Below are 20401 nucleotides of genomic sequence, written 5' to 3' on the forward strand. Positions count from 1 at the left end.
GGCGCGATCAGCCCGGCGCCACCGCCGCCCAGTCCAGCGTCACCTCGCCGAGCCGCCAGCGCCGCACGCCGCCGCGGACCGGCCACCCCGCCTCCAGCAGCCCGCGGACGACGGCGATCCAGCGCTGCGACGGCCCGTAGACGGACAGGGGCGCGTGCATGCGCCAGCCCCGATCGAGCGCGGCGAGCAGCTCGTGCACGCGCTCGCCGGCGACGTTGCGATGGATCAGCGCCTTCGGCAGGCGTTCGGCGACGATCGACGGCGCCTCGAGCCCGGTGAGCCGGAGGCTGATCGTGAACGAGCCGGGACCGGCATCCGTCACCCCGACCCAGCTCGAGATGCGACCGACCTCGTCGCACGTGCCCTCGACGAGGAGGCCGCCCGGCGCGAGCCGCGCCGCCATGCGGTCCCACGCGCCGGCCACGTCGGCCTCGTCGTACTGGCGCAGCACGTTGAACGCGCGGATGACGGCCGGTCGCCGGCCGCCGGCGACGGGCACCTCGAAGCCGCCGAGCCCGAAGGACACCGGCAGGTCCGCCGCGAACGGCGTGCGCCCGGCTCGCACGGCGGCGAGCTGCGCCTCGGCGGTCCGGACGCGAACCGGGTCGATCTCGAGGCCCAGCACGTGCACGTCGGCCCGGGCCCGGCGCAGGCGTGCGGCGAGTTCGAACGCCGTGACGCCGCTCGCGCCGAACCCCAGGTCGACCACGAGCGGATCGACGGCACGCCGGAACTCCGGCTGCTCGGCGATCCAGCGGTCGACGCGGCGCAGGCGATTCGTGTTCGTCGTCCCGCGCGTGATGGATCCGACCGGCATGGTCCCAGTGTCGCAGCCCACCCGCCGCGCGGCATCCGTCACGCGACGACCGCGGCCGCGGCGGTCCGCGACCGGGTCGCTAGGCTGGACCGCATGGTCTACACCCTCGTGCTGCTGCGCCACGGCCAGAGCGACTGGAACCAGAAGAACCTGTTCACCGGCTGGGTCGACGTGCGGCTCAGCGACCTCGGCCGGTCCGAGGCGAAGCGCGCCGGCGAGCTGCTCGTCGAGAAGGACGTGCTGCCCGACGTGCTGCACACGTCGGTCCTCACCCGCGCCATCCAGACCGCCGACCTCGCGCTGGAGGAGGCCGACCGGCTCTGGATCGACGTGCGCCGCTCGTGGCGCCTGAACGAGCGCCACTACGGTGCGCTGCAGGGCCTCGACAAGGCCGAGACGCTGGAGAAGTACGGGCAGGAGCAGTTCATGCTGTGGCGCCGGTCGTTCGACACCCCGCCGCCGCCCATCGAGGACGACGCGGAATGGTCCCAGGTCGGCGACCCGCGCTACGCGAACCTCTCCGACGACGAGATGCCGCGCACAGAGTGTCTGAAGGACGTCATCGCGCGCATGCTGCCGTACTGGGAGTCCGACATCATCCCCGACCTGCAGTCCGGCAAGACCGTGCTCGTGACCGCGCACGGCAACTCGCTCCGCGCGCTCGTGAAGCACCTCGACGGCATCTCCGACGACGACATCGCGGGCCTCAACATCCCGACCGGCATCCCCCTCGTGTACGAGCTCGGCGACGACTTCATGCCGACGAAGCCGGCCGAGTACCTCGACCCCGAGGCCGCCGCCGCCGGCGCCGCGGCCGTGGCCGCGCAGGGCAAGAAGTAGCCCGACCCGGGAACGACGCGAGGGCCGAGCGGATGTCGCATCCGCTCGGCCCTCGAGGTGTCGCCGGGCGGCCGGCCGGTCAGACGGGCTCGGGCACCCAGTCGCCGGTCGCCAGGTAGACGACCTTCTGCGCGATCGACACGGCGTGGTCGCCGAAGCGCTCGTGGTAGCGGCTCGCGAGGGTCGAGTCGACCGTGTCGACCGCCTGCCCCTTCCACGTCTCGCCGAGCACCTTGTCGAAGACCGAGAGGTGCAGCGCGTCGACCTTGTCGTCCTCGTTGCGGATGGCCTCGGCGAGCTCGACGTCCTGCGTCTCGAGGAGCGTGACGAGCTTGCGCGCGATCTCGACGTCGAGCGCGCCCATCTCGATGAAGGTCGGACGCAGCGACTTCGGCACGACCTTGTCGGGGAAGCGGTAGCGGGCGAGCTGCGAGATGTGGGTCGCCAGGTCGCCCATGCGCTCGAGCGAGGCCGAGATGCGCAGCGCGCTGACCACGATGCGCAGGTCGCGCGCGACCGGCTGCTGCCGAGCGAGGATCGTGATGGCCAGCTCGTCGAGCGCCTGGGCGCGCTGGTCGATCAGGTTGTCGTCGGCGATGACCTCTTCGGCCAGGCTCACGTTCGATTCGTTGAAGGCGCTGGTCGCCTTGTCGATGGCCTCCGCGACGAGCGTCGCGATCTCGACGAGGCCGTCCTGAACCTCGCGCAGTTCCTGCTGGAACACCTCACGCATGTGTTGACCCCTTCGATGGTCTCGGGCTCCCACGACGGGCACGCGGGACGACCGGTCATGGACCGGCACGCGACATCCTCGCCGTCGAAGGTGAACGGCAGGTGCCGTGCTGCTGAACTCTCCCTAACCTACCCCCGCCCGCCGCCGCCGCGGGTGAGAGGCGGGTGACCGGCATGGTTATGGTGGTGCCATGGACTCCACCTGGTCGGTGCTGGTCGCGCTGACCTTCGGCATCCTCCTCGGGGCCGGGTTCACGGTCGTGCTGCACATGGCCGAACGCCGCGGCCAGAGCGCAGCTCGCGTCGTCGCCCCGACGATCCCCGACGGCGTCGACCAGGTGCTCGACGTGCTCGAGTCGGCCGGCGTCGTGCTGGACCCGTCGAACAACGTGCTCCGGGCCTCGCCCGGCGCCCTCGCCATGGGGCTCGTCCGGAACCAGATGCTCGCGCACCAGCAGCTCGTGGACCTCGCGGCCGACGTGCGGAGGACCGGCGAGCCGGTCGCGGTCGAGCTCGAGCTGCCGCGCGGGCCGTTCGGCGACGCGACGATCCGGCTCCAGGTCCGGGTCGCCCGCCTCGGGACCCGCTTCGTCCTGCTGCTCGCCGACGACCGGACCGAGGCGCACCGCCTCGACGAGGTGCGGCGCGACTTCATCGCCAACATCAGCCACGAGCTGAAGACCCCGATCGCGTCGGTGAGCCTGCTCGCCGAGGCGCTCGACCAGGCCGCCGACGAACCCGACCAGGTGCGGCGCTTCGCCGACCGGCTCGGGGTCGAGTCCACGCGCCTCGCGCACATCACGGGCGAGGTCATCGAGCTCTCCCGGCTCCAGGCGCGCGACGCGCTGCGGCGCGACGAACTCGTGGACGTCGATCGCGTCGTCGCGGCGGCGGTCGACCAGAACCGCGTCGTCGCGGCCGCGAAGGGCGTCCAGGTCGCGGTCCGGGCGAAGTCCCGCGCCGAGGTCTACGGCGACGAGGCGCTCCTCGTCGTCGCGCTGCACAACCTCATCTCGAACGCGATCGCGTACTCGACCGAGGGCGGGCGCGTCGGCGTCGGCGTCGCCGTCGACGACGACGCCGTCGAGATCTCGATCGCCGACCAGGGCATCGGCATCGCTCCGGAGGACCTGGATCGCGTGTTCGAGCGCTTCTACCGCGTCGACCAGGCCCGGTCCAGGAACACGGGCGGCTCGGGCCTCGGGCTCAGCATCGTGAAGCACACGGTGCAGAACCACGGCGGCGACGTGCGCGTGTGGTCGCGCCAGGGTCGGGGCTCGACCTTCACGATCCGCCTGCCTCTCGCCGAGCGGCCGATCGCCCGGGAAGCGCCCGAGGCCGTCGAATCGACCGTCGACGCGCCAGTGCCCGTCGCCGACGACACCAAGTCCCGTATCGCCGCGGTGCTTCCGGCCGCGCCATCCCGAGGAGACCGAGAGTGACCCGCATCCTGCTCGTCGAGGACGAGATCGCGCTGAGCGACCCGCTGAGCTTCCTGCTCGAGCGCGAGGGCTACGAGGTGGAGGTCGCCGCAGACGGCCTCGCCGCGGTGGCCGCGTTCGACCGGGAGGGCGCCGACCTGGTGCTCCTCGACCTCATGCTCCCCGGCCTGCCGGGCACCGAGGTGTGCCGTGAGATCCGGCAGCGCTCGAACGTGCCGATCATCATGCTGACGGCCAAGGACTCCGAAGTGGACATCGTCGTGGGCCTCGAGCTCGGCGCCGACGACTACGTGACCAAGCCCTACTCCACCCGCGAACTGCTCGCGCGCATCCGCGCGGTGCTCCGTCGTCGCATCGAGCCGACCGACCTCGACGATGCGGTCATCGAGGGCGGTCGGGTGCGGATGGACGTCGACCGGCACACCGTCGAGGTCGAGGGCGAGCCGGTGGCGATGCCGCTCAAGGAGTTCGAGCTGCTCGAGCTGCTCATGCGCAACGCCGGGCGCGTGCTGACGCGCGGCCAGCTCATCGACCGCGTCTGGGGGAGCGACTACTTCGGGGACACCAAGACCCTCGACGTGCACATCAAGCGCATCCGGTCGAAGATCGAGGTCACGCCCTCCGAGCCCGTCCAGCTCGTGACCGTGCGCGGGCTCGGCTACCGCTTCGAGGCGTAGCGGTACGAGAAGAGCGGATGCCGCCGGCTCGCGCCGCGGCATCCGCTCTCGTGGTCTTCAGGCCCTCGCTGCCTACGGGACGAGGTCCTCGTACTCGGGGAGGCGACCGTCGAGGACCGGCACGTTGATCTCGACGCCCTCGGCGCTGCCCGCCTGCAGGTAGACCGAGACGTTGCCGCCGACCTCGGCGTCGAGGTTCTCGATGAGGAGCGGGTCCTCCTCCTCGGTGCCGAGGGAGACGGTCTCGCCGCCGTCGACGTCGATCTCGAACGTGTCGCCCGCGTCGACGAACTGCACCGAGAGCGTCTCGTCGTCGGTGCTCGTGTTGGTCACCGAGAGGATGAGGTTGCCCTCCTCGCCGTCCTCGCTCACGACGAGGACGTTGCGGACGTCGAGCGCGCCGACATCGGCCGAGACGCCGTCGCTCGCGTCGTACTTCTCGGTGGTCGCCTGGTAGGTCAGCATGGCGCAACCGCTGCCGCCGATGGCGATGCCGAGAGCCAGGGCGGCGGATGCCGCGAGACGCGCCTTCACAGAACCTCCAAGGACGAGCGTGCGCGCAGCGGCATACGACCCGTGCGCGTGTGATCGAGTCGAGTGTAGCCTACGGCGGCGGCGGTCCTCGGGGACGGAGGCGGAACCTTAGCACTACCTCGGTGTGATATCCTGAAAGTTGCCGAAAGGACGTCTATTCATGCTTTTTGAGGTTGGCGAGACCGTCGTTTACCCCCACCACGGTGCCGCAACGATCGTCGAAGTCAAGAAACGCATCATCAAGGGCGAAGAGAAGCTCTACCTCAAGCTGAACGTCACGCAGGGAGACCTCGTGATCGAGGTGCCCGCAGAGAACGTCGACCTCGTCGGCGTTCGTGACGTGATCGGCAAGGAGGGCCTCGACAAGGTCTTCGAGGTGCTGCGCGCCCCCTTCACCGAGGAGCCGACCAACTGGTCGCGCCGCTACAAGGCGAACCTCGAGAAGCTCGCCTCGGGCGACGTGATCAAGGTCTCCGAGGTCGTCCGCGATCTCTGGCGCCGCGATCAGGACCGTGGTCTCTCCGCGGGTGAGAAGCGCATGCTCGCGAAGGCCCGCCAGATCCTGATCTCCGAGCTCGCGCTCGCAGAGAAGACCGACGAGGAGCAGGCTTCCACCGTCCTCGACGAGGTGCTCGCCTCCTAGGCCGAGCCCCTTCGACGATCGCCGCCGGCGCTGAGGCGCACGGCGGCGATCGTCGTCTCCGGGGCGGTCCGCCGGCGCGATCGCCGGGTCCTCCAGGCGATCGCGGGGACCTCGGCGCAATCGCGGCGACGAGTACGGTGGAGGCGTGAACGACTCCACCGTGGCCGTCATCGTCGTCGCCGCCGGCAGCGGCACCCGGCTCGGTCACGCCGAGCCCAAGGCGTTCGTCCCGCTCGGCGACGACACGATCCTCGGCGTCGCCCTCGAGGCGGTGTTCGGCATGCGCGAGCGGCCGCACGTGGTGGTCGTGGCGCCGGCCGATCGCGTCGACGAGGTGCGTGCTCGCTACGCCGGGCGCGCGAGCGCGGCGTCCGTCGCCCTCGACGTCGTCGCCGGCGGCCTCACCCGGCAGGAGTCGGTCGCGCGGGGGATCGCGGGGCTTCCGCGCGAGATCGAGGTCGTGCTCGTGCACGACGCCGCCCGCCCGTTGGCGCCGCCGCAGGTCTTCGACGAGGTCGCCGCCGCGGTCGAGGGTCGTGGGCACGGGATCGTGCCGGGTCTCCCGGTCGTCGACACCGTCAAGCGCGTCGACGGATCCGGGCACGTCCTCGAGACGGTCGACCGCTCCGAGCTCGCCGCGATGCAGACGCCGCAGGGCTTCCCGCGCGAGGCCCTCGAGTCGGCGTACGCGTCAGCGGGCTCCGACTTCACCGACGACGCCGCCCTGGTCGCCGCCGCCGGCGTGCCGGTCGACGTGGTCCCGGGCGACGCCCGGGCGTTCAAGATCACGGTGCCGTCCGACCTCCACCGCGCCGAGCAGCTGCTCGCCGAGCGGATCGCGGCCGCCCCGGCGGCCGAGCCCGCGCCCCGCCGCGCACTGACCGCCCATGCGGCGGTGCCGCGCGTCGGGACCGGCATCGACGTGCACGGGTTCGCCGACGACCCCGACACCGCGCTGTGGCTCGCGGGGCTCCACTGGCCGGGGGAGCGTGGCCTCTCCGGCCACTCCGACGGCGACGCCGTCGCACACGCGATCTGCGACGCGCTCCTCGCCGCCGCCGGGTTGGGCGACATCGGCGGCATGTTCGGCACCGACGACCCGCGGTTCTCCGGCGCGCACGGCGAGGTGTTCCTCGCCGAGACCGTGCGCCGACTGGCCGAGGCCGGATGGCGCGTCGGAAACGTGTCGGTCCAGGTCGTCGGCAACCGTCCGAAGCTCGCGCCCCGCCGCGCCGAGGCCGAGGCCGTGCTGACCGGCATCGTCGGCGCCCCCGTCAGCCTCGCCGCGACGACGACCGACGGCCTCGGGTTCACCGGCCGCGGCGAGGGCGTCGCGGCGATCGCGACCGCCCTCGTCGTGCCCGCCTGACGACGCCGCTCACGGGCCGGCGGCCCCGGACCGGGCCGCGACCGCCCCTCTCGTCTCAGCCCGCCCGGCCGAGTCCGGCCTCGCGGGCGAGCGCGATCGCCTCGTCGCGCGTCGCGACGCCGAGGCGACCGGGGATGCCCGCGAGCACGTTCCGCACCGTCTTCACGCTCACGTGGAGTCGACCCGCGATCTCGGTCGTCCCGTGGCCGGCGGCCAGGAGGTCCAGCACCTCGCGTTCGCGTTCGCGGAGCTCCGGCAGGGGCGGATGCCACGGCCCGGCGGCTGGGCGCAGCAACGCCGTCGCGCGGGGCGCGATGCTCGCGCCGAAGAGCACCTCGCCGCGGGCGGCGGCATGGACCACGCGGACGAGCTCGTCGGGATCGGCGCCCTTCAGCACGTAGCCGATCGCGCCGTCGCGCAGCGCCGAGGTGAGGGCTTCATCCGCGTCGACCATGGTGAGCATGACGACGCGGACCTGCGGTGCACGAGCACGAATGGCCCGGATCGCATCGACCCCGCTCCGCCTCGGCATGCGGACGTCGAGCAGCAGGACATCGGGCGAGGTCGTCACCGCGATGCGGATCGCCTCGTCGCCGTCTTCCGCCTCGGCGACGAGCTCGATGCCGTCCACGGTCGAGAACATCGCGCGCACGCCCTGCCGGAACAGGGCGTGGTCGTCGGCGATCGCGACGCGGATGGGGCCGTTCACGGTGCCTCCCGCGGCATCCGCTCGACGATCGGGAGCACGGCGCGCACGGTGGTGCCGCCCGCGTCGGCGTCGATCTGCAGGCGACCGCCGAGTTCACGGGCGCGCCGCTCCATGGACTCCGATCCGATGCCCCGCCGGGATGCCGCCATACCGGACCCGTCGTCGCTCACCTCCAGCACGAGGTGGCCGTCGTCGTGATCGAAGGCGACGCTGCACCGCGAGCCGCCCGAGTGCCGGATCGCGTTGGCGATCGCCTCGAGGGCGATCGCATAGGCGGCCGACTCGACCGAGGCCGGCACCGGATCGGGAGCCCGACCCGACACCTCGACGCGCACCGGCCCGTCGACCGCCGAGGCGTAGGCGCGTACGGCCTCGGTCAGCCCGACGTCGTCGAGGGCCGGTGGCCGCAGCCCGCGGACGATCCGTCGCACGTCGTCGACGGCCAGGGCGAGTTGCGAGCGGGCGTCGGCGAGGAGGCGGACGGCTTCGGGCGGGTGGCGGTTCGCCTCGCGTTCGGCGGCTCCGAGCGTCAGGGCCGCAGCCGCGAGCGTCGGCCCGAGCTCGTCGTGCAGGTCGTCGCGGACACGGCGACGTTCGTCCTCGCGCGCCGCGACGAGAGCGCGGCGCGAGGCATCGAGTTCGCGCGCGAGCCGACGCGCGTGCAGCACGGCGGCGAGGTGCGCCCTGACCGGCTCGAGCTCGACGAGCTGAGCGGGATCGAGGGCGGTCCGTCCGGGTCGGATCGCGAGCACGCCTTCCGTGCGTCCCGAGTGGACCAGGGGCAGCTCCCGGCCCGTGGGCGTGCCCGGGTCGCGGGGATCACCGCTCCGGTCGGCGTCCGGCACGCCGACGAGGATCGTCGCGCCGGGTACCCCGAGCGCTCGTGCGAGCTCCTCGCCGATCCCGTCCAGTCCCGACTCGGGCGTCGCCGCGAGCGCGAGTCGGGCGTCGAGGTCCCGGAGGGCGCTGCGGCGGTCCGCGGAACTGCCCGTGAGGATGCGCCGCGCCCCGCGCACCGCCAGGCGGTCGAGCGGCGGCACGGCGACCGCGAGGAGCGCCGCGGGAACCGTCAGGGCGATCGCCGGCTCGGCGCCCGCGAGGTGGAGCGACGCGGCGGCCATCGCGAAGCCGGAGACGGCGGCGAGCGCGACCGCCCCGGCCGCGATGATCCGGGCGACGGACGCGGCCGTGCCCCACAGGCCCCGCCTGAGCACGGCGGATGCCACGGCGACCGGGATGGCGAGGAAGGCCGCGACGAGGAGCACCTGGACGGCGAGGTCCGCGAGGGTGCCGATCGGTGCGAAACCAGCCGCCTGCACGACGCCCGCGACGGCGAGCACGACCAGCGCGCCGCCGATCGTCGCGTAGGTCCCGGCGACGAGTCGGCGGTCGCTCCGATCGCGACGCACGAGCCCGACGGTCACGATCGCGATCCCGAGCGCGGCGACGACGAGGGTGCCGGCGGCGACCACCGCCGCCCCGATCTCCGTCTCGACGGTCGCCGCCGACAGTGCGACCCAGCCCACCGCGGTCGCGACGAGGGCGTGCGCGAGCCATCCTCGGACCACGCCGTCGGGGAACGCGGCGAGCCACCAGACGAGCAGGAGCACCGAGGCGTCGACGACCGGGGCCAGCCACCCGAGCCCGGGGTACTCGGTCACGAGCGCCGGCACGAGCTGGGGGAAGCCGACCGCGATCGCGACCAGGGCGGCCGCGGCCGTGACCGCGCCCCGCGCCGTCGACGGGCCGGTGAGCGCGCCCCGCAGGAGCAGCGCCGTGACGGCGAGGCACGTACCCACCAGCACGAGCATCAGGACGAGGCCCATCGCGACGTATCCCGGGACGCCGAGCCCGAGCGCATCGAGCCGGGCGGCCGCGGCGGCATCGATCGAGCCCGGAGGACATGCCGTGGCGCAGACGTCGGTGCGGACCCGCCAGGCCGAGGGCACCGACACCAGGACGACGATGCCGGATGCCGCGGCGCACGTCGCGACGAGCCGGATCGCGATCCGGCCCGCCGCGGACGGGGCGGCTTCGTCACGGCCAGTCGCCATGCGCGAAGTGTATCGGCGGGTGCGCACGTGATTCAGGATCGCGGGTCGGGGTGTGCCGTGAGCGCGACGGCCGCCCACACGAGGGCGAGCGGAATCGCGTTGAGCGGGACGAGGAACATGATCGGGATGATGAGCGCGACGCCCGTCCCGACCCACCACGGCCAGACCCGCCGCCGCAGGGCGCCGAGGACGCCCGCGGCGACCAGCCCGAGCGCGGTGAGCGCAACCTCGGCGAGGAAGACCTCGATCGCCGGCTCCGCGCCCGTCGCCACGACCCAGACCATGGTCGCGCCGGATGCCGCGAGGCCGGCGATGCCCGGAATCCACGCGGTCAGCAGCGCACCCCGGGGAGCGAGCGCGGCGATCGCCACGGCCCCGGCGAGGAAGGCGAGTCCGGTCAGGGCCTCCGATGCACGACCGAGGGCGTTCCCGTGGTCGCCGACGTCGATGCCCGTGAGTGCGGCGGCCGCACCCACGCCGAACTGGCCGATGAAGAGGGCGGCGGCGATCCAGGCCGCCGTTCGCGCGAGCGCCCGCCGCCGCGCCGGATCTGGGGCGCCTGCGACGCCCGAGTCGACCGGTCGGGTGGGCACGTCGTGGTCGGGGGTCGTCCGCGCAGGGTGCGGGGTGGTGGCCATCGGGGGCTCCTCTCGTCGGGCGGACGTCGTTCGGCCGCTCCGACCACTGTGATGTCGGCCACGTCCCGTCCGGACGGGCGTCGATCCCGGATCCCGGGCGCGCCGGTACGCTTGACGGGTGACCGTGCGACTCCACGATTCGAAGGCCCAGGCCCTGCGTGACTTCGTGCCCCTCGAGGAAGGGCACGTCGGCATGTACGTCTGCGGGCCGACCGTGCAGTCGAGCCCGCACATCGGGCACCTCCGCAGCGCGCTGGTGTACGACATCATGCGCCGCTGGTTCATGGCGCGCGGGTACGCGGTGACCTTCGTGCGGAACGTGACCGACATCGACGACAAGATCCTGAACGCCGCCGCCGAGGAGGGCATCGGCGAGCAGTGGTGGTCGCTCGCGTACCGGGTCGAGCTCGAGTTCACCGCCGCCTACAACGGGCTCGGCATCCTGCCCCCCACGTACGAGCCGCGCGCCACCGCGAGCGTCACGCAGATGCAGCGGATCATCCAGCGCCTCATCGACCGCGGGCACGCCTACCCGGCGCCCGACGGCTCCGGCGACGTCTACTTCGACACGGGCAGCTGGACGACCTACGGCGAGCTGACCCGGCAGGCCCGCGAGAACATGGAGGCCGCGGCCGACTCCGACCCGCGCGGCAAGCGCGACCCGCGCGACTTCGCGCTCTGGAAGGGGCACAAGGCGACCGAGCCGCGCTCGGCGGGCTGGGAGTCGCCGTGGGGCCCCGGCCGGCCCGGATGGCACATCGAGTGCTCGGCGATGGCGGCGCGCTACCTCGGGCCCGAGTTCGACATCCACGGCGGCGGACTCGACCTGCGCTTCCCCCACCACGAGAACGAGCTCGCCCAGTCCACCGCGGCCGGCGACGGCTTCGCTCGCTACTGGGTGCACAACGGCCTCGTGAACATCGGCGGCCAGAAGATGTCGAAGTCGCTCGGCAACTCGGTCTACGCGAGCGAGCTGACGGCGCTCGCCTCGCCGCTCGCCGTCCGGTACCTCCTCGGCCAGGCGCACTACCGCTCGACGCTCGACTACTCGCCCGACTCGCTCGCCGAGGCCGAGGCCGCGGTCGACCGGATCCGCACCTTCTTGACCCGGGTCGATCGGCGCCTCGCCGGCACCCGCTACGCCGATGCGGGGGCGGACGCCTCGTGGCCCGACGCCTTCGCCGAGGCGATGGACGACGACCTCGGCGTGCCGCAGGCGCTCGCCGTCCTGCACGAGACCGTCCGTGCGGGCAACCAGGCGCTCGACGGGGAGGACCTCGGGACGGCGGCCGACCTGCGCGGGCAGGTGCTCGCGATGGTCCGCGTGCTCGGCATCGATCCGACCGATGCGTTCTGGTCGACGGATGCCGGACCCGCGGCGACCGCGCTCGATACCCTCGTCGCCCGGCTCCTCGAGGATCGCCGCGCAGCGCGCGCCTCGAAGGACTGGGCCGCAGCCGACCGCATCCGCGCCGAGCTCGCGGACGCCGGCATCACCATCGAAGACAGCCAGACCGGAACGCATTGGAGCCTCACCTCATGAAGGGCAGCAGCGGAAAGCCTCGCGCGGGAGCCGTGCGGAAGAAGGGCAAGGGCCAGAAGGTCGGGACCGGCGGCCACAGCCGCAAGGCCCTCGAGGGCAAGGGCCCGACGCCGAAGGCCGAGGATCGTCCCTACCACCAGGCGTACAAGAAGAAGGCGGCCGCCGAGCGCGCCGCCGCGAAGTCCGGCGGTCGCGGCGGCCAGCGTCCGGGCGCACCGCGCGGTGCATCGGGCGCTGCGCGCCGTGCGAAGTCGGGCGACGAGTCCGAGATCGTGACCGGCCGGAACGCCGTCGTGGAGGCGCTGCGCACCCGCATCCCGGCGACGACGCTCTACATCGCGGCCCGGATCGAGATGGACGACCGCGTCAAGGAGGCCGTGAAGGTCGCCACGAACCGCGGCATCCCGATCCTCGAGGTCATGCGGCCCGAGCTCGACCGGCTCGCGGGCGAGGGCGGGGTGCACCAGGGGCTGGCGCTCAAGGTGCCGCCCTACGAGTACGCGCACCCGGTCGACCTGCTCGACGAGGTCATCGACTCCGGAGAGACGCCGTTGTTCGTCGCGCTCGACGGCGTGACCGATCCGCGCAACCTCGGCGCCATCATCCGCTCGACCGCCGCCTTCGGCGGCCACGGCGTCATCGTGCCGCAGCGCCGTTCGGTCGGCGTCACCGCGTCGGCGTGGAAGACCTCGGCCGGTGCGGCCGCGCGCGTGCCGGTCGCGATGGCCTCGAACCTGACGCAGTCGCTCAAGGCGCTGAAGGAGCGCGGGGTGTTCGTGCTCGGCCTCGACGGCGGCGGCGACGTGTCGCTGCCGGGGCTCGACTTCGCCGACCGGCCGATCGTGATCGTCGTCGGCTCTGAGGGCAAGGGCCTCTCGCGGCTGGTCACCGAGACCTGCGACGCGGTCGTCTCGATCCCGATCTCGGCGGCGACCGAGTCGCTGAACGCCGGCATCGCGGCATCCGTCACCCTCTACGAGATCGCGAAGCTGCGCGCCGAGTAGCCCCGGCCCCGAGGTCGAGTGGGCGCTGCGGGTCAGACCTTGAGGCGCCAGTCGCCCTCGTCGTCGGGGTCGTGCACGGGGATGGCGGAGGTGTCGGGGGCGAGCGCGGGCATCGCGGTCGTGATCGCCTCGGTGGGCGGACCGATCACGGTCGCCTCGTCGCGCCGGTGCCTGAGCACGTCGTTGATGTACGAGGTCAGCGCCTCCGCGAGCGGGATGTCGTGCCCCGCCCGCTGGGCGAGGTACCACCGGTGCTCGAGCAGCTGGTGGAACACCTCGGCCGGCTCGAGCTTGCCGCGCAGCTCCTGGGGGACCGCGCGGACGACCGGCTCGAACACGCGCATGAGCCACTCGTGCGCGACCATCTCCTCGTCGGCGTCCTGTCGGTACGCCGCGCGGTACGAGTCGAGGTCGTTGAGCAGGCGCCGCGCCTGGTTCTCGCCGGCGTCGAGGCCCGTCAGGCGCAGCAGGCGTCGCTGGTGATGCCCGGCGTCGACGACCTTCGGCTGGATGCGCAGCGTCGTGCCCGACTCGTCCGTGCGGATCGCGAGCTCCTCGATGTCGAACCCGAGGTCGTTCAGCCGGTTCACCCGCTCGTTGATGCGCCAGCGTTCGGCCATGCCGAACGACTCGCTGCCCGTGAGCTCCTTCCAGAGGTTGCGGTACGCGTCGACGATGCCGTTCGAGATGTTGACGGGGTCGAGCTCGTCGGCGACGCGGCCGCCGGCCTCGAGGTCGAGCAGCTCGCCCGCGATGTTGACCCGGGCGATCTCGAGGTCGTTCTCGCGCTGGCCGTTCGAGAGTCCCCCCTCGTAGAGCTTGCCCGTCTCCGCATCGACGAGGTACGCGGCGAACGCACCGGCGTCGCGCCGGAACAGCGTGTTCGAGAGCGAGACGTCGCCCCAGAAGAACCCGATGATGTGCAGGCGGACGAGCAGGACCGCGAGCGCGTCGACCAGGCGGGTCGCGGTGTCGGGCCGGAGCGTCTGGGAGAAGAGGGCGCGGTACGGCAGGGAGAAGCGGAGGTGCCGCGTGACGAGGACCGGCTTCAGCCCTTCGCCGTCGGAGTCGGTGCGGTTCGTGATGACCGCCACGGGCTCGACGCAGGGGATCTCGAGGCGCTGGAGCGTTCGCAGCATCTCGTACTCGCCCTTGGCCATCTCGGCCGTCGTCTCCTTGATGGCGACCACGTGGCCGCCGAGGTGCGCGAAGCGCACGAGATGGCGCGAGATCCCCTTCGGCAGCGCGGCGATGTGCTCGCTCGGCCAGGCTTCGAGTGGGAGATCCCACGGGAGGTCGAGCAGTGCCGGATCGGTCATCGCCGACGTGATCGAGAGAGTGCCGCTCATCAGGGACAGCGTACCGGGGAACGACGAAGCCGGCCGGGCCGAGGGCCCGACCGGCTTCGTGGACGACCGGAGGTCAGCTGGCGATGGCCGTCTTGAGCAGGCGCTCGCCCGACTCGGCGTCGAAGACGTGCACGTGCTTCGGCGTCGGGAGCAGGTAGACGGTGTCGCCCGCGAACGGGTGGCTGCGGCCGTCGACGCGCGCGACGATGTCGGTGCGCTTGCCCTCGATCTCGGAGTGGCCGTAGAGGTAGCCGTCGGCGCCGAGCTCCTCGACGAGGTCGACCTTCACCTCGAGGCCCTCGCCCGGGGTGGTCGAGACCTCGATGTCCTCGGGGCGCACGCCCACCGTGACGACGTTGCCCGACGCGGAGTCGAGCGCCTCGCGCTCGACCGCGACGAGCGACGATCCGAACATCACGCCGCCGTCGGCGACCTCGGCGTGGAACAGGTTCATCGCCGGCGAGCCGATGAAGCCCGCGACGAAGACGTTGCTCGGCCGCTCGTACAGCTCGCGCGGCGTGCCGACCTGCTGGAGGACGCCGTCCTTCAGGACCGCGATGCGGTCGCCCATCGTGAGCGCCTCGGTCTGGTCGTGCGTGACGTAGACCGTGGTGACGCCGAGGCGGCGCTGGAGCGACGCGATCTGGGTGCGGGTCTGCACGCGGAGCTTGGCGTCGAGGTTCGACAGCGGCTCGTCCATGAGGAACACCTGGGGCTGGCGGACGATCGCGCGGCCCATGGCGACGCGCTGGCGCTGGCCGCCCGAGAGGGCCTTCGGCTTGCGGTTGAGGTAGGGCTCGAGGTCGAGCAGCTTGGCGGCCTCGAGGACGCGCGCGGCGCGCTCCTCCTTGCCGACGCCGGCGATCTTGAGCGCGAAGCCCATGTTCTCGGCGACGGTCATGTGGGGGTACAGCGCGTAGTTCTGGAAGACCATCGCGATGTCGCGGTCCTTCGGCGGCACGTCGGTGACGTTGCGGTCGCCGATGAAGATGTTGCCCTCGTTGACCTCTTCGAGGCCGGCGAGCATGCGGAGCGACGTGGACTTGCCGCAGCCCGAGGGACCGACGAGGACGAGGAACTCGCCGTCCGCGATCTCGAGGTCGAGCTGGTCGACGGCGGGACGGGTGCCACCCGGGTACAGGCGGGTGGCCTTGTCGAACGTGACTGACGCCATGGTTCTGCTTCTCCTTCACCGGCAGGTACGTGCCGGACGATCCGTAGTGAATGGAAACGCCGACATCCGTGTCGACGCCCACTCAGTATGGCACGGCTGCGCGGTGCGTCCGCGCGCGTGACGTCGCCGACGACGAGGGCGGATGCCGCGTGCAGCGCGCATCCGGGCGCCGTTTGGGCGATTCCCAGTGATCGCTCCTACACTCTTCGGTGCGTGCGCCTGCATGCACGCGCGCCCCCACAGCGACCCGGAGTTGACCCACGATGAGCACTGGCGGATCAGAGCCACGCCCCACCCGCAACCAGCGACGCGAAGCGGCTCGCGAGAAGGCTCGCGTCCTCCGCGAGGAGCAGCGGAAGCGCGAGCGCCGCAACAAGTTCCTGATCCAGGGCGGCGTCGTCGTGGCGATCGTCGCGGTGGCGGCGCTGATCGGCGCGCTCATCTTCAACAGCATCCGTCCCGAGGGTCCCGGTCCGCAGAACATGGCGAGCGACGGCATCCTGCTGGTCGGCGGCGAGGAGGGCATCGAGGCCGTCGAGACCCCGGCCATCCCCGCGGGCGGCGAGCCGACCGCGACCGTCCCCGACGAGAGCGGCACGGTGGCGAACATCGTCGTCTACATCGACTACCTGTGCCCGTACTGCGGCCAGTTCGAGACGACGAACTCCGAGACGATGCGCACCATGGTCGAGCAGGGGGCGGCGACGCTCGAGATCCACCCGATCGCGATCCTCACGAACAAGTCGGCGGGCACGCAGTACTCGCTGCGGGCGGCGAACGCCGCCGCGTGCGTGGCCGAGGAGTCGCCCGAGGCGTTCTTCGACTTCAACGCGCTGATGTTCGAGAACCAGCCCGAGGAGCTCACGGCCGGCCTCACGAACGACGAGATCAAGGACCTCGCCGCCGAGGCCGGTGCGGCCTCGTCGGTCGACTCGTGCATCGACGACACGACCTTCAAGAGCTGGGTGCAGGATGCCACGGAGCGGGCGCTCACGGAGCCGATCCCCAACTCCGACCTCGCGTCGGTGACGGGTACGCCGACGGTGCTCGTGAACGGCAAGCAGTACGTCGGCTCGCTCGAGGACCCGGCGGAGTTCCAGGCGTTCGTGCTGCAGGCGACGGGCGAGAGCTACTCGGAGTCCGAGGCGACCCCGACCCCGACGCCCACGCCGAGCGCGGGTTAGCCCCGACCGCCGTTCGCACGACGGCCCGGCCGACCGGCCGGGCCGTCGTCGTGCCGGCCCCTGGCGCTCGGTAGGATGTCAGGGTCCCATGCCGGCTTGGCGCAATTGGTAGCGCACCGCTCTTGTAAAGCGGTGGTTACGGGTTCGAGTCCCGTAGCCGGCTCGATGTCGAGATCCTCCGGCGGTCCCGACCCGATCGCGGTGTCGCACTCGTCAGCGGCGTCGACCGATCCGGTCGCGCATCCGCATCACCACGCCCACGCCGAATCGTCCCGCATGCCGATGTGGGTCGCGATCGCGCTCACCGTCGTCACGGGGGCCCTCGTCGCGCTGCAGTCCCGCATCAACGGCGAACTGTCCCGTGCGCTCGACGACTTCTCGGTCGCCGCGGCGATCTCGTTCGGCTCCGGCCTCGTGATCCTGGCGATCATCGCCGCCGCCTGGCCCGAGGGCCGCCGCGGGGTCGCACGGCTGCGCGACGCCGTCCGCGCGCGGCGGCTGGCGTGGTGGATGCTGCTCGGCGGCGTCGCCGGTGCGTGGTTCGTGGCGACGCAGGGGCTCGCCGCCGGCGTGCTGGGCGTCGCACTCTTCACGGTCGCCATCGTCGCGGGGCAGACGCTCGGCGGCGTCGTCTTCGACGCGATCGGGCTCGGTCCGGGCGGACGTCGCCCGCTCAGCCCGACGCGCATCGCCGGTGCGGCGCTCGCGCTCGCCGCCATCGGTTGGGCCGTCTCGGCACAGGTCGCCGAATCCGTGCCGCTCCTGCTCATGCTGCTGCCGTTCTCGGCCGGCGTCGGCGCGTCGTGGCAGCAGGCCATGAACGGCCGCGTCCGCACGGCGTCGGCGAGTGCGCTCGCGGCGACGCTGACCAACTTCCTCGTCGGCACCGCGGTGCTCGTCGTCGTGATGCTGGCGCACGCGGCATCCGTCGGCTGGCCGACCGCGTTCCCCGCCGAGCCGTGGCTCTACGCGGGCGGTGCGGTCGGCTGCGTCTTCATCGCCGCACAGGCCGTGCTCGTCCGGCGCGTCGGCGTGCTCGTGCTCGCCCTCGGGCTCGTGGCCGGGCAGCTCGCCGCGGCGCTCGCGCTCGACCTGCTCCTGCCGACCGCCGGCCGGCCGGTCGGGTTCGCGACGGTCGGCGGCACGGTCCTCGCCCTGGTGGCGGTCGCGCTCGCGAGCATCCGGTGGCGTCCGGCACGGCATCTCGCGGCCGATGCTCCGACGGCGGAGACGGCGGCCGAGGGCCCGCTCACGTCAGGGCGCTGAACCGGTCCGCGATCCGGGGGTCGCTCCGCCGCTGCGGACGGTCGGCCGCCCCGCGCCCGCCGACGTAGAGCCAGCCCAGCAGGTGCTCGCCCTCGGCGAGCCCGTGCATGCGCGCGACGGCCGGATGCCGCGTGAACGGGCCGGTGCGCCACATGACGCCCCAGCCGGCGTCGTCGAGCAGCAGCGCGAGCAGGTGACCGACGCCCGCCGCCGACGCCTCCTGCTCCCAGGCGGGCACCTTCGGGTGCGGCCGCACCGCGGCCACGAGGGCGAGCAGCAGGGGAGCGCGGAGCGGCTTGGCCGCGAGCTTGTCGGCGGCGTCACCCTCGAAGCCGGATGCCTCGGCGAGCGCCGCGCCGAGGCGCCGACGTGCCTCGCCGCGCAGCGCGATCACGCGCCACGGTCCCAGGGCGGCGTGGTCGGGAACGGTCGATGCCGCCTCGAGGAGGCCCGCGAGCTCGGCGTCCGTCGGTGCGGCATCCGTCACGCTCGGCCAGGAGCGGCGCGCGAGGACGGCCTCTCTGACGGATCGCACGGTCAGGACTCGGGCGTGAAGTCGAGCGCGATCGAGTTCATGCAGTAGCGGTCGCCCGTGGGCGTGCCGAAGCCGTCGGGGAAGACGTGGCCGAGGTGCGAGCCGCAGTTCGCGCAGCGCACCTCGGTGCGCACCATGCCGAGCGAGGTGTCCTCGAGCAGCTCGACGGCCTCGGGACGGACCGACTCGTAGAAGCTCGGCCAGCCGCAGCCGGAGTCGAACTTCGTGCCCGACTTGAACAGCTCGCTGCCGCACGCGGCGCACGCGTAGACCCCGGCGCGCTCCTCGTCGAGGAGCTCGCCCGTCCACGGGCGCTCGGTCGCGGCTTCGCGGAGCACCGCGTACTGCTCGTCGTCGAGCTGTGCGCGCCACTCGTCGTCGGACTTGTTCACCTGGTACGTCATGGGTCTCCTCGGGTCGGCCGTCTTCCATCGTCGCAGCTTCGCGGCGCGTCGGGTGCAACGTGTCCCGATGCGACGGTGTTCCCGGCCGCGCCGCGGCGCACGGTGGACGGGGGACGTCGCGTTCGGGCCGCGCCGACGCGTGCGGCGGGCTCGTGGCATCCGCTCCCTAGGATGTGCACGACGGTGGACGTGACGGGAGGCGGGCGTCGATGGACGGAGACGGGCTCGACGAGGCGCAGCGCGCCATCCTCGCCTTCGAGTCACGGCCGTGGCGCGACCCCGCGCGGAAGGCCGACGCGATCCGCGACGAGCTGGGGCTCTCCGCGGCCCGGTACTATCGCCTCCTCGGCGCTCTCGTCGACTCGCCGGCCGCACTGCGGTTCGACCCGATGCTCGTCGGGCGTCTCCAGCGGCAGCGCGACGCCCGCGCGCAGTCGCGTGCGCGCCGAACCATCCCGACCGCCCGGCCGCTCGCCTGAGCGCCCCGACCGACTGGACCCCAGGTGCAGAAGTTCCCCCGCGACCGCTTCGACTCGATCCCGCACGGCATGGACCGGGTCGGCGCGCACCGCGCGCCCGCGCGTCGCGGACGGCGGTGGGTCACGTTCGCCTGGGCCGCGCTCGCCACGGTCGTCCTGGCCGGCATCGGGATCGCCGCGGTGTCCGCGTACAACCAGCGCCTCGACTTCGACGACGCCGAGCCGCCGGCCGGGTCCGCGTCGGCGGCGCCGACGGCCGAGCCGACGCTCGCGCCGGACGTCAGCGTGGCCGTCCTCAACGGCACCGCGACGTCGGGGCTCGCGGCGCGCGCGGGCGAGGCGTTGACGGCCGCCGGCGTCCCCGTCGGCATCACGACGAACGCCGACACGTCGGACATCGAGCAGACCGTCGTCTACTACGCCACGGCCGACCTCGAGGGCGCCGCCAGGGGCGTCGCGCAGCAGCTGCCCGAGGCCGAGGTGCGCCTCTCGGAGGAGTTCGGCGAGGAGGGCATGCAGCTGGTCGTCGTGCTCGGGTCGGATTACGCGGAGGCCGTCGCCGGGTGACCCGGTGACCGAATCGTTGCCATTCTGCGACCATTCGCGTCGCCGGAAGCCTTGTGCCCGGCCGCCGCGCCGTGAGTATCTAGAACCGGCCGCTCGAACACCCGTGTGAGCACCCGGCGCCGGTCCCCGTCGTCGACGTCGGCACGACGACGGCCCGGTACAGCCGACGGCACGTGCTGACTTCGATACACGGCAACATGGGAGCAACGCATGGCGAACGGAACCGTGAAGTGGTTCAACGCTGAAAAGGGATACGGATTCATCACCGTCGACGGCGGAGGGCAGGACGTCTTCGTCCACTACTCCGCGATCGACATGGCCGGCTACAAGGTCCTCGAAGAGGGCCAGCAGGTGACCTTCGAGGTCGGCTCGGGCTCGAAGGGTCCCCAGGCCGAGGCGGTCCGTCCCGCCTGAGTCCGGTTCCTCGGAAGCGCCGCCGGA

General features: G+C 72.6%; 22 protein-coding genes and 1 tRNA gene. 13 read left to right on the forward strand and 10 right to left on the reverse strand.

Annotated elements, in window-relative coordinates:
- Positions 1-7: 7 nt before the first annotated feature.
- Positions 8-817: a class I SAM-dependent methyltransferase gene (locus tag ACQ393_RS15075; RefSeq protein ID WP_430647694.1), complete on the reverse strand. Its 810-nt coding sequence runs from the start codon at positions 815-817 to the stop codon at positions 8-10.
- Between the two features lie 93 nt (positions 818-910).
- On the opposite strand from ACQ393_RS15075, the gene ACQ393_RS15080 reads away from it, so the two are divergent.
- Positions 911-1657 carry a phosphoglyceromutase gene (locus ACQ393_RS15080; RefSeq protein WP_430647695.1) on the forward strand — a complete coding sequence of 249 codons (747 nt, stop codon included), beginning with the start codon at positions 911-913 and terminating at the stop codon, positions 1655-1657.
- A gap of 79 nt (positions 1658-1736) precedes the next feature.
- Here the strand turns inward: ACQ393_RS15080 and phoU are convergent, their stop codons facing one another.
- Positions 1737-2390, reverse strand: coding sequence for a phosphate signaling complex protein PhoU (gene phoU, locus ACQ393_RS15085; protein ID WP_430647696.1), 654 nt, complete (start codon positions 2388-2390; stop codon positions 1737-1739).
- A 190-nt stretch (positions 2391-2580) separates the two neighbouring features.
- On the opposite strand from phoU, the gene ACQ393_RS15090 reads away from it, so the two are divergent.
- Positions 2581-3831 carry a sensor histidine kinase gene (locus ACQ393_RS15090; RefSeq protein ID WP_430647697.1) on the forward strand — a complete coding sequence of 417 codons (1251 nt, stop codon included), beginning with the start codon at positions 2581-2583 and terminating at the stop codon, positions 3829-3831.
- Positions 3828-4508 carry a response regulator gene (locus ACQ393_RS15095; RefSeq protein ID WP_430647698.1) on the forward strand — a complete coding sequence of 227 codons (681 nt, stop codon included), beginning with the start codon at positions 3828-3830 and terminating at the stop codon, positions 4506-4508. Before ACQ393_RS15090 ends, ACQ393_RS15095 begins: the two co-directional genes overlap by 4 nt.
- Before the next feature lie 72 nt (positions 4509-4580).
- Here the strand turns inward: ACQ393_RS15095 and ACQ393_RS15100 are convergent, their stop codons facing one another.
- Positions 4581-5042 (reverse strand): hypothetical protein, encoded by a 462-nt coding sequence (locus ACQ393_RS15100; RefSeq protein WP_430647699.1) that lies wholly within the window; start codon positions 5040-5042, stop codon positions 4581-4583.
- Between the two features lie 160 nt (positions 5043-5202).
- Here ACQ393_RS15100 and ACQ393_RS15105 point away from each other — a divergent pair, with 160 nt between their 5' ends.
- Together ACQ393_RS15105 and ispD are read left to right on the forward strand one after the other, a co-directional pair.
- A complete protein-coding gene (locus ACQ393_RS15105; protein ID WP_067948714.1) occupies positions 5203-5685 on the forward strand; it encodes a CarD family transcriptional regulator in 483 nt (160 codons plus the stop codon).
- 145 nt (positions 5686-5830) lie between these two features.
- A complete protein-coding gene (gene ispD, locus ACQ393_RS15110) occupies positions 5831-7054 on the forward strand; it encodes a 2-C-methyl-D-erythritol 4-phosphate cytidylyltransferase (protein WP_430647700.1) in 1224 nt (407 codons plus the stop codon).
- A 55-nt stretch (positions 7055-7109) separates the two neighbouring features.
- Here the strand turns inward: ispD and ACQ393_RS15115 are convergent, their stop codons facing one another.
- The 3 genes from ACQ393_RS15115 to ACQ393_RS15125 are packed head-to-tail and all read right to left on the reverse strand — an operon-like array spanning position 7110 to position 10455.
- Complete coding sequence (locus ACQ393_RS15115) at positions 7110-7763, reverse strand: response regulator (protein WP_430647701.1); 654 nt, start codon at positions 7761-7763, stop codon at positions 7110-7112.
- Entirely contained in the window at positions 7760-9817 is a 2058-nt protein-coding gene (locus ACQ393_RS15120) for a histidine kinase (RefSeq protein WP_430647702.1), read from the reverse strand. The genes ACQ393_RS15115 and ACQ393_RS15120 overlap by 4 nt, the downstream gene beginning before the upstream one ends.
- Positions 9818-9849: 32 nt before the next feature.
- Positions 9850-10455, reverse strand: coding sequence for a hypothetical protein (locus ACQ393_RS15125; RefSeq protein WP_430647703.1), 606 nt, complete (start codon positions 10453-10455; stop codon positions 9850-9852).
- A gap of 118 nt (positions 10456-10573) precedes the next feature.
- On the opposite strand from ACQ393_RS15125, the gene cysS reads away from it, so the two are divergent.
- Positions 10574-11998 carry a cysteine--tRNA ligase gene (gene cysS / locus ACQ393_RS15130; RefSeq protein WP_430647704.1) on the forward strand — a complete coding sequence of 475 codons (1425 nt, stop codon included), beginning with the start codon at positions 10574-10576 and terminating at the stop codon, positions 11996-11998.
- Positions 11995-13002, forward strand: a complete 1008-nt coding sequence (gene rlmB, locus ACQ393_RS15135; protein WP_430647705.1) for a 23S rRNA (guanosine(2251)-2'-O)-methyltransferase RlmB — start codon at positions 11995-11997, stop codon at positions 13000-13002. The genes cysS and rlmB overlap by 4 nt, the downstream gene beginning before the upstream one ends.
- Before the next feature lie 32 nt (positions 13003-13034).
- Here rlmB and ACQ393_RS15140 read toward each other — a convergent pair whose 3' ends face one another.
- Complete coding sequence (locus ACQ393_RS15140) at positions 13035-14351, reverse strand: DUF4032 domain-containing protein (protein WP_430647706.1); 1317 nt, start codon at positions 14349-14351, stop codon at positions 13035-13037.
- 73 nt (positions 14352-14424) lie between these two features.
- Positions 14425-15525, reverse strand: coding sequence for an ABC transporter ATP-binding protein (locus ACQ393_RS15145; RefSeq protein WP_430647707.1), 1101 nt, complete (start codon positions 15523-15525; stop codon positions 14425-14427).
- 263 nt (positions 15526-15788) lie between these two features.
- Here ACQ393_RS15145 and ACQ393_RS15150 point away from each other — a divergent pair, with 263 nt between their 5' ends.
- The 3 genes from ACQ393_RS15150 (at position 15789) to ACQ393_RS15160 (ending at position 17975) form a co-directional block, all read left to right on the forward strand.
- The gene (locus ACQ393_RS15150; RefSeq protein WP_430647708.1) at positions 15789-16709 is read left to right on the forward strand and encodes a DsbA family protein; all 921 of its coding nucleotides are present in this window, start codon (positions 15789-15791) and stop codon (positions 16707-16709) included.
- A gap of 90 nt (positions 16710-16799) precedes the next feature.
- Positions 16800-16872, forward strand: a tRNA-Thr gene (locus ACQ393_RS15155).
- A gap of 113 nt (positions 16873-16985) precedes the next feature.
- On the forward strand, positions 16986-17975 hold the full coding sequence (locus ACQ393_RS15160; protein ID WP_430647709.1) for a DMT family transporter: 990 nt from the start codon (positions 16986-16988) through the stop codon (positions 17973-17975).
- Here ACQ393_RS15160 and ACQ393_RS15165 read toward each other — a convergent pair.
- Both ACQ393_RS15165 and msrB read right to left on the reverse strand, forming a co-directional pair.
- Complete coding sequence (locus ACQ393_RS15165) at positions 17959-18510, reverse strand: nitroreductase family protein (protein ID WP_430647710.1); 552 nt, start codon at positions 18508-18510, stop codon at positions 17959-17961. The two genes, ACQ393_RS15160 and ACQ393_RS15165, sit on opposite strands and share 17 nt — an antisense overlap.
- A gap of 2 nt (positions 18511-18512) precedes the next feature.
- Positions 18513-18914, reverse strand: a complete 402-nt coding sequence (gene msrB, locus ACQ393_RS15170) for a peptide-methionine (R)-S-oxide reductase MsrB (RefSeq protein WP_430647712.1) — start codon at positions 18912-18914, stop codon at positions 18513-18515.
- 209 nt (positions 18915-19123) lie between these two features.
- Between msrB and ACQ393_RS15175 the strand changes: the two genes are divergently transcribed.
- From ACQ393_RS15175 to ACQ393_RS15185, 3 genes are all read left to right on the forward strand, one after another.
- Positions 19124-19393 carry a DUF3263 domain-containing protein gene (locus tag ACQ393_RS15175; RefSeq protein WP_430647713.1) on the forward strand — a complete coding sequence of 90 codons (270 nt, stop codon included), beginning with the start codon at positions 19124-19126 and terminating at the stop codon, positions 19391-19393.
- Positions 19394-19417: 24 nt separating this feature from the next.
- Positions 19418-19960 carry a LytR C-terminal domain-containing protein gene (locus tag ACQ393_RS15180; RefSeq protein ID WP_430647714.1) on the forward strand — a complete coding sequence of 181 codons (543 nt, stop codon included), beginning with the start codon at positions 19418-19420 and terminating at the stop codon, positions 19958-19960.
- A 210-nt stretch (positions 19961-20170) separates the two neighbouring features.
- Positions 20171-20374 carry a cold-shock protein gene (locus ACQ393_RS15185; protein ID WP_067948690.1) on the forward strand — a complete coding sequence of 68 codons (204 nt, stop codon included), beginning with the start codon at positions 20171-20173 and terminating at the stop codon, positions 20372-20374.
- Positions 20375-20401: the final 27 nt, after the last annotated feature.

Source organism: Agromyces sp. GXS1127 (assembly GCF_050565425.1).
Lineage (GTDB): Bacteria > Actinomycetota > Actinomycetes > Actinomycetales > Microbacteriaceae > Agromyces.

Excerpts from the sequence above, each read along its gene's own strand:
- ACQ393_RS15075 (WP_430647694.1), bottom strand. The coding sequence starts at position 817 with ATGCCGGTCGGATCCATCACGCGCGGGACGACGAACACGAATCGCCTG.
- ACQ393_RS15080 (WP_430647695.1), top strand. The coding sequence starts at position 911 with ATGGTCTACACCCTCGTGCTGCTGCGCCACGGCCAGAGCGACTGGAAC.
- phoU (WP_430647696.1), bottom strand. The coding sequence starts at position 2,390 with ATGCGTGAGGTGTTCCAGCAGGAACTGCGCGAGGTTCAGGACGGCCTC.
- ACQ393_RS15090 (WP_430647697.1), top strand. The coding sequence starts at position 2,581 with ATGGACTCCACCTGGTCGGTGCTGGTCGCGCTGACCTTCGGCATCCTC.
- ACQ393_RS15105 (WP_067948714.1), top strand. The coding sequence starts at position 5,203 with ATGCTTTTTGAGGTTGGCGAGACCGTCGTTTACCCCCACCACGGTGCC.
- ACQ393_RS15120 (WP_430647702.1), bottom strand. The coding sequence starts at position 9,817 with ATGGCGACTGGCCGTGACGAAGCCGCCCCGTCCGCGGCGGGCCGGATC.
- ACQ393_RS15125 (WP_430647703.1), bottom strand. The coding sequence starts at position 10,455 with ATGGCCACCACCCCGCACCCTGCGCGGACGACCCCCGACCACGACGTG.
- rlmB (WP_430647705.1), top strand. The coding sequence starts at position 11,995 with ATGAAGGGCAGCAGCGGAAAGCCTCGCGCGGGAGCCGTGCGGAAGAAG.
- ACQ393_RS15140 (WP_430647706.1), bottom strand. The coding sequence starts at position 14,351 with ATGAGCGGCACTCTCTCGATCACGTCGGCGATGACCGATCCGGCACTG.
- ACQ393_RS15145 (WP_430647707.1), bottom strand. The coding sequence starts at position 15,525 with ATGGCGTCAGTCACGTTCGACAAGGCCACCCGCCTGTACCCGGGTGGC.
- ACQ393_RS15150 (WP_430647708.1), top strand. The coding sequence starts at position 15,789 with ATGAGCACTGGCGGATCAGAGCCACGCCCCACCCGCAACCAGCGACGC.
- ACQ393_RS15160 (WP_430647709.1), top strand. The coding sequence starts at position 16,986 with ATGCCGATGTGGGTCGCGATCGCGCTCACCGTCGTCACGGGGGCCCTC.
- msrB (WP_430647712.1), bottom strand. The coding sequence starts at position 18,914 with ATGACGTACCAGGTGAACAAGTCCGACGACGAGTGGCGCGCACAGCTC.
- ACQ393_RS15175 (WP_430647713.1), top strand. The coding sequence starts at position 19,124 with ATGGACGGAGACGGGCTCGACGAGGCGCAGCGCGCCATCCTCGCCTTC.
- ACQ393_RS15185 (WP_067948690.1), top strand. The coding sequence starts at position 20,171 with ATGGCGAACGGAACCGTGAAGTGGTTCAACGCTGAAAAGGGATACGGA.